Consider the following 14,587-nt stretch of genomic DNA (forward strand, 5'->3'; position numbering starts at 1 on the left):
GCCATTTTAGAATTTAGATTTTAGAATTTAGAGTTTAAAATTGCAATAGCCGATCGTACTGCCGACCTATGATATCCCAAGTGTATTGGCTTTCCACGAGCGATCGAGCGTTGACAGAGAGCTCTTGTCTTAGTTGCTGATTTTCAAACAAACTGGCGATCGTCTCAACATACTCCTGAACTTTGTTCGCCCGCAAGGCCCTTCTCGGTTGTGGGCCGCCATCGACGGCTAAACCCTCCAAACCTCGATCGCTAGCAACCACGGGAGTTCCCGCAGCCATCGCCTCCAAAGTTTTATTTTTAATCCCAAAACCAATCCGCATCGGCACCACACAAACAGCAGCTTGATGCAAATATTCTGCCACCCTTTGCACCCGGCCTACTACTTGAATTCCGGGAAGTTTCCCCAATGCGAGCACTTCCGGGACTGGCGAAGCCCCTACTAAGGTGAGGGTAGCATCGGGATAGCGCTGCTGCAAAGGCGGCAGTATTTGCAAACTGAGAAACCGCGCCGCGTCAATATTGGGCAAATTATTCATTGCGCCTGCAAAAATTAAGGTGTGTCCTCCCGGATCGATCGATCGGTAGGGAAATTCGGTCAAATCCACGCCGTTAGGAATTACATCAATGGGAGGTACAAAAAAATCTTGTTTTCCTCGCACTTGTACCCGAGGCGACAGCAATTCTAGGAGTTGCTCTCTGTCTGTGGATGTTGTCGCAACAATCCGGGAGAATTTGGAACAGTAGCGTTTTTCGTAGCGGGCGAGTAGGGGTAAATTTAGTCGATCGCGCAGGGGTTTTTCCGAGGTGCCGGTTGCTAACATTTCCCTGCAAGTTCCCCAAACGGAACTGTGAATGTTTGCCACTGTCAGCAGTTTTTGCCGCCATTCTGGACGCACGTAAATCTCGTTAACGCTGTGCTCGCAGGTGACAGCATCGCATTTGCCTGCTGTTACCAATTCGTCTGCCCAATTCTGCATTGCTTGGGAGTAGCTTGAGAGTACGTTCGGAGGCGTCCCGGACAACAAAAATCGACCGAATCTGTGGAATTTTCCTATTATTTCAGAGAACCCCCCCTCAGTCCCCCCCTTATTAAGGGGGGGAGGCAAGAAGCCCTCCCCCTGGTTAAGCAGGGCTGTTTCATTATCCGTAGGGGCCGTGCCCCCGTGCCGGCCCTCTTGGTCGGATCTGCCGATCGAATCGTCTAGGTCGGGGGTAGGCACGGAGGCACTACCCCTACAAAATTCATGTTTTTGGTGAGAATGAAACAGCCATGCCTGGTTAAGGGGGGGAGGCAAAAAATCCCCATCGGGTTCTGGATCGAGTCTTAGCCCCCCCTTAATAAGGGGGGGTTGGGGGGGTAATCGCGGGTTGGGAAAAACTGCTAATTCTGTAACTTGCTGGCGCAATGCGTCGATTTGTGCCTCGGTGACATCGGGCGATCGTACAGTGCCGAGAATTACATCATGCCGCCGGCTCAAGTATTGTAATAAATTAAACGTCCTTACCTGAGTTCCTCCGCGGCTGGGCGGATAGGGAAAAGTCGAGGAAAGCATCAAAATCTTCATGGGATGTGGGATAAACTGAGATGTTGCACCATTCTCAATTACTTGTTTAGGAACAGGCTTTTCGGCCTGTTCCACAAAGAGTGAATTTTCTTGTGGAACAGGCCGAAAAGCCTGTTAAGCGAGAATGGTGCAAGATGTGGAATAAATAAAGTTGCCGCTTGCGCGATAAAATTGATTGATAAAATCTTTTTAACAATCTTCGCACCTATGGACGAATTATCTCTTAAGGCGCTGCTCGAAGACTTGAAAAAGCCCGACCAAAGCGTGCGCGATCGGGCAACTACAGAACTCTGGCACACTTGGTTTAACCAGAAAGGTGACTATGGAATGCAAATTCTCAGGCGATCGCAAGTTTCGTTAGATGCAGGCGATGTTCACCACGCTTTGGATTTGCTGACGAATCTGATTGCGGAAGCGCCGGATTTTGCGGAAGCTTGGAACCGACGCGCCGTACTTCACTATACCCAAGGAAATTATAAAAAGTCGATCCACGACTGCGAAATCGTCCTCAAACTGAACCCGGTGCATTTTGGGGCGTTGCACGGTCTGGGTTTGTGCTACGCTGCCTTGGGAGAATACCTAAATGCTATTCAAGCTTTTCGCCGCGCTTTGGAAATTCAACCGTTTGCTTTGGTGAATCAAAAGTTAATTCTCGAATGTACGGCTCGTTTGAGTTAAAATACATTGGGAATTGGCCAAACAGGGAATTGGGCATGGGTGGTTTATTTTCCTGGACTCAATTGCGAATTTTTTCCACAATCTAAAATTGAAAATAGTCGTAGTGCCGAAAATTAGTGTTTGCATTCCTACTTACAATCGAGTGCATCTGCTGGCTTGTGCGATCGCCAGCGTCTTAGCTCAAACTTATACAGATTTTGAATTAATTATCTGTGATGACGGTTCTACTGACAGCACTCCACTATTGATGTCGGAATTTGTCGATCGCGGGATTCGCTACATTCGCCACCCGCAGAATATCGGCAAGAGTAATAATATGCGATCGGGCTTTGCGGCGGCAAGGGGCGAATATTTTATCAAGTTTGACGATGACGATCGCCTGAGCGCGCAATTTTTAGAGCGGACATCTGCTATTTTAGATAAAGACTCCAGCATTGATTTTGTCAGTACCGATCACTGGGTGATCGACATGAACAATTATATTGATGAAAACCAGACGAAACTGAATTCGCAGCGGTGGGGCCGCACCGAGTTATCGGCTGGAATTATTGAAGATTTGCTATCTGCTGTTTTTCTCAGACAAAGTTTGCAAATAGGGGCGACTCTGTTTCGGCGCCGCGCCCTGGAAGAAGTTGGATTTCTGCGGCCGAATTTGCAAAATTGCGAAGATAACGATTTGTTTGTGAGACTTGCGATTGCTGGCAAAAAGTGCTATTACTTGCCGGAGCTGTTGATGGAGTATCGAGTTCATGCAGGACAGCAAGGAGTCGATCGGGCAATTCCGTATTTAAGCGATAAATTGCGCTATTTGCTCGGCTATGAATTTGATTCCGAGAAGTTGGAGAAAGTCAGGCTCCAAAGGATTGCAGAAACTCAATTAGCGCTAGGTTTGCGGCTGATTGAGGTGGGTGAAACGGCAAAAGGGCGCCTGATGGTGCGGGCTGGAAAGTCGGTTTCTGCGGCGAAAATGTGGGCGGGTTTGGGATTGTCGTTGCTGCCCGTCGAGTTGCGTCCAAGGGCGTTTGAGTTCGTGCGGGAGTTGTTGAAACGGGAGTTGTAAAGGCGTAGGATTTCCACAGAATAACCGGCCGTTTCAACCGCCAAGTCTGATTACTTTCACAATACTCCTGACTCTAATTGGTCTAGATAGATAAACTCAGGAGCTTTAACTCCCGCTTCTTCTCTAATTTTAACCAGTCTAGGCGACTCAAAAAACGCCCTAGCATCTGCGATTGATGTCCACGCGGAGAAATGAACGATTTTGTTGGGTTCATTTTCATACTTCAAGACTTGATACGAACGCTCGCCCGCTTCTTTTCGGATGCTTTCAGCACGATCAAATACCTTTTTCCAAGCTTCATATTTTTCTACTTCATGAATAATTAAGACATACTGCATAGTAATCAGCTTCTCTGATAATTTCAAAACTTCAATGGTTCGGTTTACTCCTCCTCTCCCTCAGCATTTTCCTCTTTAAATCCCAACCACAAAAGTATTACCTGTTCTACTTCGAGCATTTTCTCGGATGTCAGACTTCCCAATTTGCGTAGAAGCTTTGCATGAGGAATTGTAATCATATTTTGTACGTCAAATACTCCTTCTCGGAGGAACTTATTTTTGACTTTCGCCTCAAATCTTGAACCGCTTAGACTTGTTGTATGTGGCACTAGGGATCGCGAATTAAATAACTTACAATTTTAATTGTTATTGTGGGATGGGCGTCCCGCCCGTCCTTTTTGGACGGGCGGGACGCCCATCCCACAATCTTGTGGAAGTTATTTAATTCTCATTCCTAGAGTCGCTAATGCCCGGTCTTGATTTAGAGCAGGAATACTCACGACCAAACATGGTCTAACTTTCGCAGTATAACCTAGATCGACTAACCAGATTTCACCACGCTCTGGACTATTCATATACGGATTCTTCCTCATCTAGCTCTAGAAAAAGTCCCTCAGCATTGAGAACTAAATCGTCATCAGATAGGGGCGGGAAGTCTAAATAAACAGTCCGTTTCAAAATTTCCAATACCAAATCTAACCGCTCTGAGTCTGTTAATCGCTCAAAGGTATTCAAAAGTTCTTCTACTAAAATAGTCATAGCTTTTTCCCTAGACTTGCTTATAGCATAGCACAGGTTTTAAGTAGACCAACCTCAAAAAACATAACAGCCAGCTCCCCGCAGCACTTTAAGGCTGCGGGGTTCTAACATCGATCGCGCTTTCCACTAAAGTAGTAAACAGTGCCCGATCTAAGTTTTGCCTAAATATCGTGTCTATATTTTCTGAAATTCCGACTGTGTGGCTGCAAATTTCCCTCGTGGGAGTCTGGCTGGGCTTGATTTTACTGGTAGCTGAAGGGTTAAATCGCTTTACTTCTGTCGATCCTGAAGTATCGCGGAAGGTGGTGCACATGGGTAGTGGAAATGTGATTTTGCTGGCGTGGTGGCTGGAAATACCCGGTTGGGTGGGGATTTCGGCGGGAATTTTAGCAGGTGCGATCGCCCTAATTTCTTACCAAGTTCCGATTTTGCCCAGTCTTAACAGTATCAACCGCAAGAGTTTGGGGACTTTTTTCTATGCTGTTAGTATCAGCGTTCTTGTAGCTTGGTTTTGGCCGCTGCAACATCAGGAGTACGCTGCTTTGGGCATTTTAGTCATGACTTGGGGCGACGGATTGGCTGCTGTCATCGGCCAGAAATACGGCAAACATATTTATCGAGTTGGGGGAATTCAGAAGAGTTGGGAAGGTTCTGCAACTATGTATTTGGTGAGTTTTGCTGTTAGCAGTTTGATTTTGCTGGCGGTTCAAGGCAATATTTGGCAAACTTGGGCTGTGTCTGCTGTTGTAGCTTTAGTTGCTGCTACTTTGGAGTCGGTTTCCAAGCTGGGAATTGACAATCTCACTGTACCGATCGGCAGTGGGGCGATCGCCTTTTTCCTAAATCAATTTTTGATGATTGGTAATGTGTAATCTGAACTTCCCCCCACGGGCGGCGTTGCTGGGGACAGGTAGGAATTCAAGATTTCGCAATTGCTATAAAGCAAGTATGGTGAGTTTTGTAACTTCCATTCAAAGGTAATTCATACCGTGAATCAGCAACGCCAATTATCAATTGTCTAAGTTCCGTTAAAGCAGCCGACGTGCTTGTAAAATTTGTTGTTGCCATTGCTCGAAAGCGGGGATTTTTGAGCGATCGTCTGTGGGAAACATCGCCCTTATTTGCTCCATCAGCTCGATCGCCAGCGGTACGCCAAGCTGCAATTGTTCCAAGACATCCCGCTGAGCAAAAACGCTTTCCGGTGTTCCTTCTAAAATCAATTTTCCTCGATCCATTACAAACACCCAATCAGCCCAGCGGTAGATGAAATCGAGGTCGTGACTTGCTAAAAGAATAGTGGTTCCGGCGCCGTGAATTTGTTGAAGTAAACCGATCAGTTGTCGGGTGTGACGCGGATCGAGATAGGCGGTAGGTTCATCTAGCAGGAGTAGTTTGGGCTTGAGAATCATGATATCGGCGATGGAAACCCGCTTTTTCTGGCCCAAACTGAGATTGTGAATTGGTTCGCGGGCGAGTTCGCTTAGATCGAATTGCTCGATCGCCTGCTGTACCTGTTGAGCAATTTCGGATTCTCTCAAGCCTAAATTGTACAATCCATAGGAAATATCTTCTTCTACCGTCGAAGCTACTAATTGATGTTCGGGATTTTGAAAGACAAGTCCGATTTGTTGGCGCAGTTGCATCAAAGATTTGCGATCGTAGCGAAAGGGTTCACCTTCCCAGCGAATGATTCCCTGTTGCGGTTGATATAAGCCATTTGCTAACAGAAAAAAGGTTGTTTTGCCACAGCCATTTTGACCGATCAGCCCGCAGCGTTTCCCAGCGGGGACTTTGAGATTTAAACCCTGAATTGCCACTCGCGAACCGCAGGGATAGGAGTAGGAAGTGCGATCGAATTCTAGAATTGGGCATTGGGCATTGGGCATTGGGCATTGGGCATTGGGCATTGGTTATTGGTTATTGGTTATTTGTTATTGGTTATATCAATTCCGGTTGCACTTTTTATGATATGTCGGACACGGGAGTGCCGTTTCCCTACCGGGATTAATTGTAGGGACATGGCACTGCCGTGTCCTGACTGTGGGTAACATTAATTCCGATGCTACCGGATTTGATATTATTTATTATTTTTTAGAGCGTAGTCGGTGGATTACCATAATAAAATTGGTTCGTAGTAAGGACTTTAGTCCTGATTAAGAAAGGACTCTTCATCCTCACTACAAACTTATGAGGGTTAGTTTGTATCAGCGTTTATCTGGTTCTAGTAGCTGCCAAAGTTGCATTTCATAACAGAGATGTTGCTCAAAAAGTTGGCCTGCCTCCAATCCTTCAACCACCAGCTTCTTGAACCAGCGACGAAATATCCAGCGCAGGAATTTGTGGACTGGCGGAACTGTGATCGCAATTAAATCTGCAACATAGAGCATTGTATTCAGTCCATATCTGCGGAAAGTATCGACATACAAATCGATTGTTGGCAAAATATGGGCGGAAATATCCTCACTTTTTACTAAAGTGAATCCAGCCTGCTTTAATGCTGCATGAAGTTCCGTAACAACATGACAATTAGAGAACATTCCCTCTTTATAATTAGCATCAGATCGCAGCATATCAGCCAGCAAAACATAACCGCCGGGATTGAGGATGTTGGCGGCACCGTTAGCAATATCAACAGCCGACATATACTGGCTACTTTCGCTAAAGAGAATAAGATCGTAGAAATGGGTTGCTTTGAAGTCTTCAAACCTCGTGAGGTGGAAGATTGCCCGATCGCCCGTACACTTAAGAAAGCGCTGTTGTTGGAACGGATCGGGTGCGAGCCCTTCGACTGCAAAACCTCGATCGAGCAAATAAGCCGCATTTCCGCCAATCCCGCAACCCACATCGAGTATCGTATGAGTGCCTTTGGGGATCGCATCTAACAGTTTTACAGTATAAGCTTGCTGAGCGAGGCGCAATCGTGCGATCGTTAGTTCGTCAGCGGGCACAGGTAGAGTTTCCCAATAGCCATAGTGAAGGTAGGGCGAATCTGTCAGGCCCAAATAGTAATTAAGCGCTGCATTTTGGTAGCGAGTTACCTTGGAAATTTCGATTGATTTTGGCTGCGGCATTCGGAAAATTTAGTAAGTTTTAGGATTTCGGGCAGAGTTGAAATTCTTCCCAGCGCTTGCATACTTGTTCATAGCACTCAACAGGAGAAATTGCCAAGTTTTGCAACAAATTGATATCAATCTGACCGTTGGCGATCGACAAAAATATAATTGCTGTCTTGGGTTCGTAGCTATCAATGATAGAGAGCAGATTTGAAACAGTGTTCTCCTCTATTTCTAGTTGTTGCAAATAAACGGTTGCCTCCAAGTCGGAAATAAATTGCAGATCGTACTTGATAGTATCTACGCTCCAATTCACAGAACCGTTAATGGGAGTATTGATTTTGCACGCAACCAAGCCTCGTCCTTGATGCAAAAAGCCATTCCAAGCAGTATGTCCGATCTGCAAAATATTCTGGTGAATAAACAAGTTTTGCCAGTAGCCAAAACTACCCTGCCAAACACTATCTTCGATTCGCATTTCTTTTCCATTAAAATAAGATACGCTTCCGAACCCAGAGCGAATTATATCAGCGTTCATCTGTGTTTATCTGCTGATATCTGCGGTTAAAAAAACCCAATCCCATAATAAAAAAAATAATAAACTCACCATCATCCATACCTCGCAGATGAAAAACATGATTGTAAACAAATCGGCGGGCATCCTGACTCAGAGATGCAATGATCTCATTACAGTTGCGGGACAGCGCCGGATTCGCACCGAACTTTCCCCCTTACGTCTGATGGCTGTTCTCCATCAGAGCCGATCGATATACGGGGATATTACCACTATTTGGGAGATTTGACAAAAAAGCGTCCGCCTATTCACCAAACTCAATATTTTCATACAAATCGGTCAGCGAAATTTCCACAGCAACAGATGTTAAACTCAGCCGATCGCCCATACAGCTATATTCCGAAAAAATCCACTTATTCGCATCAGTTTTAGAATATTGCTCGACCTGTAGCCGATATTGATCGATCAATAAATATTCCTGAAAACTAGGAATACTGCGATAGGCAGCAAACTTTTCATCGCGGTCATAAGCTTTGGTACCTTTAGACAGCACCTCAGCAATTAGCAGCGGATTGGTAATTGTATCCGTCCGTCCAGATTGCAGCTCGATCGGGCGCGCTACCACCATCACATCCGGGTAAGTATAATTATTAAGCTGCGGAACCCAAAGCCGCTGATCCGAACTAAAAGTCCGATATGGTTTCCCTTTTAACGCCAGTTTCAGCGCAACAACTAAATTAGTGGTAATTTCATTGTGATCCGGTGTGCCGCCAGCCATCAGAACAATCTCCCCATTGATAAATTCATGCCGATCCTGAGAATTGATTTCCAATTCTAGATATTCCTCAGCGGTGTAGGTTTTGGTTTCAACTTGCGCGATCATACACAACGCTCTCCTTTAATCTACTCATTTCATTTTATCTTAAAAATTTGGCTAATTCAACAGAAAAGTAGATTTTAATCATGCTAAGAAACAGGCAAGATGCCTGTTCCACAAAGAGGGAATTTTTTTGTAGGGCGTGAGTTTGGCATCAAGAACAGGCAAGATGCCTGTTCCACAAAGATTGAATTTTCTTGTGGGGAGTAGGGGTTGGGCCGAAGAGCCCGCCCGCGCGATCGCACTTAACAAACTTACCGCAGCGGGACAAAGTTATAGCCAGTGCTTCCTCCTTGTTTAACTTGCACTAAAATCGGCTTACCAGCCCGATCGCCCGTGGGCAAAAACTTCACATCCTCGCTTGATCCTGCTGTCGAAAAACTCGCATTTCTGAGTGCTTGTTGCAATCCTTCCCGCGTATTGCTTTGCCGCAAGCCAGCGATCACAGCTTGAGTCGCGTCAAAACTCGTTGCTGTTCGCCAATTCACAATGCCTCCCCAACGCTGGCGGGCATTTTCTGGGAAACGGCTACCGGGATTAGTTTCAGGATGCCAGGGAACGGGCAAAACAAGCCCGTCAACGTCTTTTTGTCCGTCTTTTAAAGTTTGAAAGGTGTAGAGCGTAGTGCTGCCGTAGAGTGGCAATTTGCCTCGATTGCTGCGAGCCAGAGAAATCGCACGGTCAATGCGATCGATGTGGGGCGCTACCATCAATCCTTGTGCACCTTTGCTGACAGCATCGGCGATCGCACTTTCGGGATTAAAAGAGGGTAACGAAAAGTCGCAAACAGTAGGAACTAATTTGCCTCCAGCAGCAGTAATATCTGCCACAAATTCATCTTTAAATGATATGTTATCCGGTGCTTGGGAGTCATAACAAATGGCAATATTAGTTTTGCCGGCTGTTTTAACTGCATATTCTGCTAATGGAGCAGCCATTAAGCTAATATTGGGTACTGTGCGAAAGATGTAGCTGCCAAATCCTGATAGATTATTGGCAAAGCTCGTCGGTGTCACCATTACCAGTTTTTCTTGCTGATAGATCGGAGCAGCTTCGAGAGATGCGTTGCTAGCATTGTGTCCAATTACTGCCAGTATACTCGAATCTTTTGTCAATGTCCTTGCAACTTCTCTGACCACTTCTGGACTATTGTCATCGTTGACAATTTCTACTTGCAGTTTTGCGCCATTGATGCCACCGCTAGTATTGATTTCATCCTGAGCTTGGGCAACACCCCGGAGGATTTCTTGGGCAACATTGGGGTTGCTACCAATGGGGACGCTGACAGCAATTTTCAAGGAAGAACCATTGCTTGCTGTGGCATTATTCAAATAGATAAGGGTTTCCGGGTCGTTGCGATTTTGTTGCAGCGATTTCTCAAAAGATTCGCCTGCCGCTTGGTAATTTCCCTCAGAAAAAGCTTGAACTCCTGCTTGTTTGTCAGGTGTTGTTTGGGATGTCACCAATATCTGATTTCCTAAACTGATGCGATTGGCGATCGCTCCCGATGCGATCGTTGCCGGTGTAGATGTAGATGTAGGTGTATTTGCAGTTTTCGCTTTCAATAAACCGGGAATAAACTTGTATGCGCCCAACCCAATTAAGCCGAGGGCAACAATAAAAACAATGGGCGGGGGGCTGTTTTTTTTGTTAGTATCTTGATACATGATTTTTTCTCTTTATTTTGATACTGTCATTATTCATTCAATTACTGTTCACGTCAATTCATATAATTCATTAATTAAGTTCATAAAAGTCATATTTGTAATAGCTGTTGCAGGAAGTGCGATCGCCCTTATTCAAATCCGACCCGCTAAACTAACGAGAATACGAGAATTATCAACAATATTTCTGGACGCGCGGGTGCTCAGAAACCGGGTTTTTTGCGAGAATACTTGGTTACAACCCGCAGATTCTGTAAAAACCCGGTTTCTTTGATTGTGATGCGTAACTCCCGTTGATATTAACCACCGCCACCGCCACCACCACCACCGCCACCACCGCCACCACCACCGCCACCACCGCCGCCACCGCCACCACCGCCACCATCATTGCTAATGATAATGATTGGAATTACTTCTTCGTACTCGTTATGGTAGGAGCAGTTTCCACAGTTGCAGGTAACTCGCTGCTTTCCTGAAGTGCGAGTAGTTGCACGAATCAAAACTTGATAAGTCCGTTTGAGATTAAGCGTTTTACACTCAGGGCAGCGTCGATTATTGATTGCTTTCTTGATTTCTTGGTAAATAATGACGCTGAAAATCCACACAAAGAGAAGAATCATCAACGGAAAAAACCCTAAGGCTACAAACAATACCAAACCAACTAGCAAAAAACCGATTACACCCATTATGTTGTTTATGAAAGAGCCTTCCCCTCCTTGGTTTCCAGTTTGTTGCCAACCAGCTTGAGGTACATTTAAAATCGCCTGTGGAAATGCAATCTGCACTTCTAATTCTTGTTCGGGTGGAATAGGCTGACTTGCCACAAACTCAAATGTTTTAGGATCTACTTGACGCGGAACTGCGGCTGTACCAAAATTCGTAAACGATACAACTTTCCCTGACAAAGCTTCTGGTAATTTCACCGTAACTTTTCCGCTATTAATCGGCGCTTTGCGACCTGCTGCAATGGCTTTCCAATAAACTAGAGTATTCTCACCATCTAGTTGCAATCCGCCTACCACGCGATATTTGATGACAAAAGTATGTGATTCGGGCGCTTTTAATTGATGTTGCCAACGAATCCAAAGTTCATTGTTTTCAATCCCCGTGCTACTCGGAATTATTTGATTATTTTCTTGAACGATGACATCTTTAATTTCATCGACCTTACCTAAAGGAATATAGCGATATCGTTCAGTGTTGTAGTCGGCTGTAAACACATATTTTTGGCTTTCTGTAACTAACATATCTCCGTTCGTCTGAACGTCGATTGTGACGTTGATGTTATCCCAGTAGAACGGTAGTTGTTGGGCGACTGCATGAGTCACTGTTACCAACAATAGGCTTAATGAAGCCATTAACAAAAAAAGTATTTTTTTTATGACTCGTTTATTTATCATAGGATTTCCACAAGATAAGTGTTGACTACAATTATTCAACAGGTTTCTTTTGAAGTCAATTCATTAAAGTCATTAATTATATTCATAAAAGTCATATTTGGAATAGGATTGTGCATGAAGTGCGATCGTTTCATCTCAAAATGAGTGACTAAAATTTCCATCCAATATTTAAAAGCGATCGTACAATCTGTAAAAAAGTGCGATCGCCCTTATTCAAATCCGGCCCGCTAAACTAACGAGAATAGGAGAATTATCAACAATATTTCTGGACGCGCGGGCGATCGGAAACCGGGTTTTTTGCCAGAATACTTCGTTACAGCCCACAGATTCAGTAAAAACCGGGTTTCTTTGCTTGTGATGCGTCCAGGGCCGTTGATATTAACCGCCATCACCACCACCACCGCCATCACCACCACCGCCATCACCACCACCGCCATCACCGCCATCACCACCCCAACCACCACCACCACCCCAACTACCACCACCGATACTACCGCCACTGCCACCGCCACCGCCATTAATCATGAATATAGTAATGATTATTCCAAATATCCAAAGCATTGGAGAAGGAAGCGTGGGTTTTGTCAAAGAGCTTTGTCCCGAAGTAGATTGAGATTGCTTACCACTTTGTTGCCAACCAGCTTGAGGTACATTTAAAATCGCCTGTGGAAATGCAATCTGCACTTCTAATTCTTGTTCCGGTGGAATAGCCTGACTTGCCACAAAATCAAAAGTTTTAGGATCTATTTGACGACGAACTGCTGCTGTACCAAAATTTATAAACGAGAGAACTTTGCCTGACAAAGCATTGGGTAATTTCACCGTAACTTTTCCAGTATTAATCGGCGCTTTTCGACCCGCTGCAATAGCTTTCCAATAAACTAGAGTATTCTCACCATCTAGCTGCAATCCGCCTACCACGCGATATTTGATGACAAAAGTATGTGATTCTGGCGCTTTTAATCGATGTTGCCAACGAATCCAAAGTTCATTGTTTTCAATCCCCGTGCTACTCGGAATTATTTGATTATTTTCGTGAACGGTCACATCTTTAATTTCATCGACCTTATCTAAAGGAATATAGCGATATCGTTCAGTGTTGTAGTCGGCGGTAAACACATATTTTTGCGTTTCTGTAACTAACATATCTCCGTTAGTCTGAACGTCGATTAGAACGTTAATATTCTCCCAGTAGAACGGTACTTGTTGGGCGGATGAATGAGTTACTGTTACTAACAATAGGCTTAATGAAGCCATTAACAAAAAAAATATTTTTTTGAGGATTCGTTTATTTATCATAGGATTTCCACAAGATAAGTGTTGACTACAATTATTCAACACTTATCTTGTGGAGTCAATTCATTAAATTCATTAATTATGTTCATAAAAGTCATATTTTCCGTCCGGTAGTCCGGCAGGGAATGAATTCCCTGCCTCAAAGCTAAAGTCCTCTGAAGAGGACTGATGAGTTCTTGAGTCCTCTTCAGAGGACTTTAGCTATTAGACAGGGGTTTCAACCCCTGGCGGACTCACGGGATGACTAACGGACTTGGCCGGCTGACAGCTTAAGTTGACACCTATGGGCACTGCCGTCTCCTAATTTCTTTTCAACTTTGAAATACCGCGCTTAACAAAGTTAAAACCGTGCAACCAAACACGGCTTCCAATGTATATCTTCGTGAAGGTTTGTAAGGGTAAGAATTCCAAACGCGCAGTTCTCCATTAAAGCCGCGCGACGCTAAACTCAACGAAACTTGACGGTAATTTTCCAAAGTTCGCTGAAGCAATTGCCCGATTAAAATGCTTAAACTGTTCATTCCCAGTTTCCAAGTGCGGTAGCCACAGCGAGAGTTTTGGGCTATCCAAAGTTCATCGGCGATCGCCAATAAGCTAAAAATAAACCGATACATTAGTAATAGCAGTTCTGTGACTAACTCTGGACAGCGTAATTGTCTGAGAATCTGCAAGATTTCTGTAAATGGCACCGTCAAGAGGATGAAGTACATACAGCTTGTCGATGCGAAGGCGCGGGCAAATAGCAAGCTCACTTGGTATATCCCCGTGCGGCTCACATACAGATAAAAAGTGCCGATGCTAATCCCCCAACCTTGCCAAATATCCCACTGAATTTCCTGGATACGATCGCCCGCAACCGCACCCATCGCCAAAGCAGGCAAACTTGTCAGCAAAAACATCAACGGTAGCGACAACAACCGCAAATACAGTTTCCCCGGAATACCCGCATAGACGACGATCCAGACGGCCAACCACAGGCCGATCGACAATTGGACGATCGCCCCAGAAACTAGAGACAGAATTAAAAGGGCGATCGCAAAGGATAACTTGTGGATTGGCGGCAACCCCCGCAAGCGATTGGTATAAGCCAGACTATCAATCTGATGGTTCATTCCGACGATTTATGATCAGACTGCTGCCGAGATTGCGATCGGCCTTTATACAACCCAATGACGTACCCAACTACGCCAGCCCCCATCGCCGCTTGAGACGCAAACAATAGACTGGAAATTTCGCTGCTAGCCGGCTCAAACAAGTGATTGAACCAAGGTTTATAACCCGGTTGAATTTCAGTAATTGCTTTCTTAGCTTGGTCATCGGCACCGCCATATTCACCCCGCACAAAAACGAGAGGAAACGCTGCCAGAACAATCACAGCGCCAGCCAACAGCCAATTTTGTCGCGAAGTAGATTGGTGATTTTTTGTAGTTTTTTGACTCAC

General features: G+C 45.0%; 18 protein-coding genes and 1 riboswitch. Of the genes, 3 read left to right on the plus strand and 15 right to left on the minus strand.

Annotated elements, in window-relative coordinates; genetic code table 11:
* Positions 1-34: 34 nt before the first annotated feature.
* On the minus strand, positions 35-1,567 hold the full coding sequence (locus QT990_RS06890; RefSeq protein ID WP_333465085.1) for a glycosyltransferase family 4 protein: 1,533 nt from the start codon (positions 1,565-1,567) through the stop codon (positions 35-37).
* 207 nt (positions 1,568-1,774) lie between these two features.
* On the opposite strand from QT990_RS06890, the gene QT990_RS06895 reads away from it, so the two are divergent.
* Both QT990_RS06895 and QT990_RS06900 read left to right on the plus strand, forming a co-directional pair.
* Entirely contained in the window at positions 1,775-2,245 is a 471-nt protein-coding gene (locus tag QT990_RS06895) for a tetratricopeptide repeat protein (protein ID WP_333147079.1), read from the plus strand.
* Positions 2,246-2,348: 103 nt separating this feature from the next.
* On the plus strand, positions 2,349-3,305 hold the full coding sequence (locus QT990_RS06900) for a glycosyltransferase (RefSeq protein WP_333465062.1): 957 nt from the start codon (positions 2,349-2,351) through the stop codon (positions 3,303-3,305).
* A gap of 56 nt (positions 3,306-3,361) precedes the next feature.
* On the opposite strand, the gene QT990_RS06905 is transcribed toward QT990_RS06900, so the two are convergent.
* From QT990_RS06905 to QT990_RS06920, 4 genes are all read right to left on the minus strand, one after another.
* Entirely contained in the window at positions 3,362-3,643 is a 282-nt protein-coding gene (locus QT990_RS06905; RefSeq protein WP_333465063.1) for an antibiotic biosynthesis monooxygenase, read from the minus strand.
* Between the two features lie 44 nt (positions 3,644-3,687).
* A complete protein-coding gene (locus QT990_RS06910) occupies positions 3,688-3,912 on the minus strand; it encodes a hypothetical protein (RefSeq protein ID WP_333147085.1) in 225 nt (74 codons plus the stop codon).
* A gap of 108 nt (positions 3,913-4,020) precedes the next feature.
* Positions 4,021-4,176 carry a type II toxin-antitoxin system PemK/MazF family toxin gene (locus QT990_RS06915; RefSeq protein WP_333144514.1) on the minus strand — a complete coding sequence of 52 codons (156 nt, stop codon included), beginning with the start codon at positions 4,174-4,176 and terminating at the stop codon, positions 4,021-4,023.
* Positions 4,151-4,342, minus strand: coding sequence for a hypothetical protein (locus QT990_RS06920; RefSeq protein ID WP_333144515.1), 192 nt, complete (start codon positions 4,340-4,342; stop codon positions 4,151-4,153). The genes QT990_RS06915 and QT990_RS06920 overlap by 26 nt, the downstream gene beginning before the upstream one ends.
* A gap of 170 nt (positions 4,343-4,512) precedes the next feature.
* Between QT990_RS06920 and QT990_RS06925 the strand changes: the two genes are divergently transcribed.
* The gene (locus QT990_RS06925) at positions 4,513-5,214 is read left to right on the plus strand and encodes a diacylglycerol/polyprenol kinase family protein (RefSeq protein ID WP_333465064.1); all 702 of its coding nucleotides are present in this window, start codon (positions 4,513-4,515) and stop codon (positions 5,212-5,214) included.
* Between the two features lie 156 nt (positions 5,215-5,370).
* Here QT990_RS06925 and QT990_RS06930 read toward each other — a convergent pair whose 3' ends face one another.
* The 10 genes from QT990_RS06930 to QT990_RS06975 form a co-directional block, all read right to left on the minus strand.
* The gene (locus QT990_RS06930; protein WP_333465065.1) at positions 5,371-6,249 is read right to left on the minus strand and encodes an ABC transporter ATP-binding protein; all 879 of its coding nucleotides are present in this window, start codon (positions 6,247-6,249) and stop codon (positions 5,371-5,373) included.
* 297 nt (positions 6,250-6,546) lie between these two features.
* Positions 6,547-7,413, minus strand: coding sequence for a methyltransferase domain-containing protein (locus QT990_RS06935; protein WP_333144518.1), 867 nt, complete (start codon positions 7,411-7,413; stop codon positions 6,547-6,549).
* A gap of 19 nt (positions 7,414-7,432) precedes the next feature.
* A complete protein-coding gene (locus tag QT990_RS06940) occupies positions 7,433-7,933 on the minus strand; it encodes a hypothetical protein (RefSeq protein ID WP_333144519.1) in 501 nt (166 codons plus the stop codon).
* A gap of 97 nt (positions 7,934-8,030) precedes the next feature.
* A riboswitch (cobalamin riboswitch) is annotated at positions 8,031-8,175 on the minus strand.
* 38 nt (positions 8,176-8,213) lie between these two features.
* Positions 8,214-8,792, minus strand: coding sequence for a Uma2 family endonuclease (locus tag QT990_RS06945; protein ID WP_333144520.1), 579 nt, complete (start codon positions 8,790-8,792; stop codon positions 8,214-8,216).
* A gap of 248 nt (positions 8,793-9,040) precedes the next feature.
* Positions 9,041-10,453 (minus strand): ABC transporter substrate-binding protein, encoded by a 1,413-nt coding sequence (locus tag QT990_RS06950; RefSeq protein WP_333144521.1) that lies wholly within the window; start codon positions 10,451-10,453, stop codon positions 9,041-9,043.
* A 296-nt stretch (positions 10,454-10,749) separates the two neighbouring features.
* Positions 10,750-11,808 carry a DUF2207 domain-containing protein gene (locus QT990_RS06955; RefSeq protein ID WP_333144522.1) on the minus strand — a complete coding sequence of 353 codons (1,059 nt, stop codon included), beginning with the start codon at positions 11,806-11,808 and terminating at the stop codon, positions 10,750-10,752.
* 269 nt (positions 11,809-12,077) lie between these two features.
* Positions 12,078-12,335: a hypothetical protein gene (locus QT990_RS06960; protein WP_333465086.1), complete on the minus strand. Its 258-nt coding sequence runs from the start codon at positions 12,333-12,335 to the stop codon at positions 12,078-12,080.
* On the minus strand, positions 12,229-13,149 hold the full coding sequence (locus QT990_RS06965; RefSeq protein ID WP_333144524.1) for a DUF2207 domain-containing protein: 921 nt from the start codon (positions 13,147-13,149) through the stop codon (positions 12,229-12,231). The genes QT990_RS06960 and QT990_RS06965 overlap by 107 nt, the downstream gene beginning before the upstream one ends.
* A gap of 308 nt (positions 13,150-13,457) precedes the next feature.
* Positions 13,458-14,258, minus strand: coding sequence for a cobalt ECF transporter T component CbiQ (cbiQ, locus tag QT990_RS06970; protein ID WP_333144525.1), 801 nt, complete (start codon positions 14,256-14,258; stop codon positions 13,458-13,460).
* Positions 14,255-14,587, minus strand: a complete 333-nt coding sequence (locus QT990_RS06975) for an energy-coupling factor ABC transporter substrate-binding protein (RefSeq protein WP_333144526.1) — start codon at positions 14,585-14,587, stop codon at positions 14,255-14,257. Before QT990_RS06975 ends, cbiQ begins: the two co-directional genes overlap by 4 nt.

It is taken from the genome of Microcoleus sp. T3_B1, assembly GCF_036700445.1.
Classification (GTDB): Bacteria; Cyanobacteriota; Cyanobacteriia; order Cyanobacteriales; family Microcoleaceae; genus Microcoleus.

What these genes read in the sequence shown, in the direction of transcription:
- QT990_RS06890 (WP_333465085.1), bottom strand. Translation starts at nt 1,567, where the DNA reads ATGAAGATTTTGATGCTTTCCTCGACTTTTCCCTATCCGCCCAGCCGC.
- QT990_RS06895 (WP_333147079.1), top strand. Translation starts at nt 1,775, where the DNA reads ATGGACGAATTATCTCTTAAGGCGCTGCTCGAAGACTTGAAAAAGCCC.
- QT990_RS06905 (WP_333465063.1), bottom strand. Translation starts at nt 3,643, where the DNA reads ATGCAGTATGTCTTAATTATTCATGAAGTAGAAAAATATGAAGCTTGG.
- QT990_RS06915 (WP_333144514.1), bottom strand. Translation starts at nt 4,176, where the DNA reads ATGAGGAAGAATCCGTATATGAATAGTCCAGAGCGTGGTGAAATCTGG.
- QT990_RS06920 (WP_333144515.1), bottom strand. Translation starts at nt 4,342, where the DNA reads ATGACTATTTTAGTAGAAGAACTTTTGAATACCTTTGAGCGATTAACA.
- QT990_RS06930 (WP_333465065.1), bottom strand. Translation starts at nt 6,249, where the DNA reads ATGCCCAATGCCCAATGCCCAATGCCCAATGCCCAATGCCCAATTCTA.
- QT990_RS06935 (WP_333144518.1), bottom strand. Translation starts at nt 7,413, where the DNA reads ATGCCGCAGCCAAAATCAATCGAAATTTCCAAGGTAACTCGCTACCAA.
- QT990_RS06940 (WP_333144519.1), bottom strand. Translation starts at nt 7,933, where the DNA reads ATGAACGCTGATATAATTCGCTCTGGGTTCGGAAGCGTATCTTATTTT.
- QT990_RS06945 (WP_333144520.1), bottom strand. Translation starts at nt 8,792, where the DNA reads ATGATCGCGCAAGTTGAAACCAAAACCTACACCGCTGAGGAATATCTA.
- QT990_RS06950 (WP_333144521.1), bottom strand. Translation starts at nt 10,453, where the DNA reads ATGTATCAAGATACTAACAAAAAAAACAGCCCCCCGCCCATTGTTTTT.
- QT990_RS06955 (WP_333144522.1), bottom strand. Translation starts at nt 11,808, where the DNA reads ATGGCTTCATTAAGCCTATTGTTGGTAACAGTGACTCATGCAGTCGCC.
- QT990_RS06965 (WP_333144524.1), bottom strand. Translation starts at nt 13,149, where the DNA reads ATGATAAATAAACGAATCCTCAAAAAAATATTTTTTTTGTTAATGGCT.
- cbiQ (WP_333144525.1), bottom strand. Translation starts at nt 14,258, where the DNA reads ATGAACCATCAGATTGATAGTCTGGCTTATACCAATCGCTTGCGGGGG.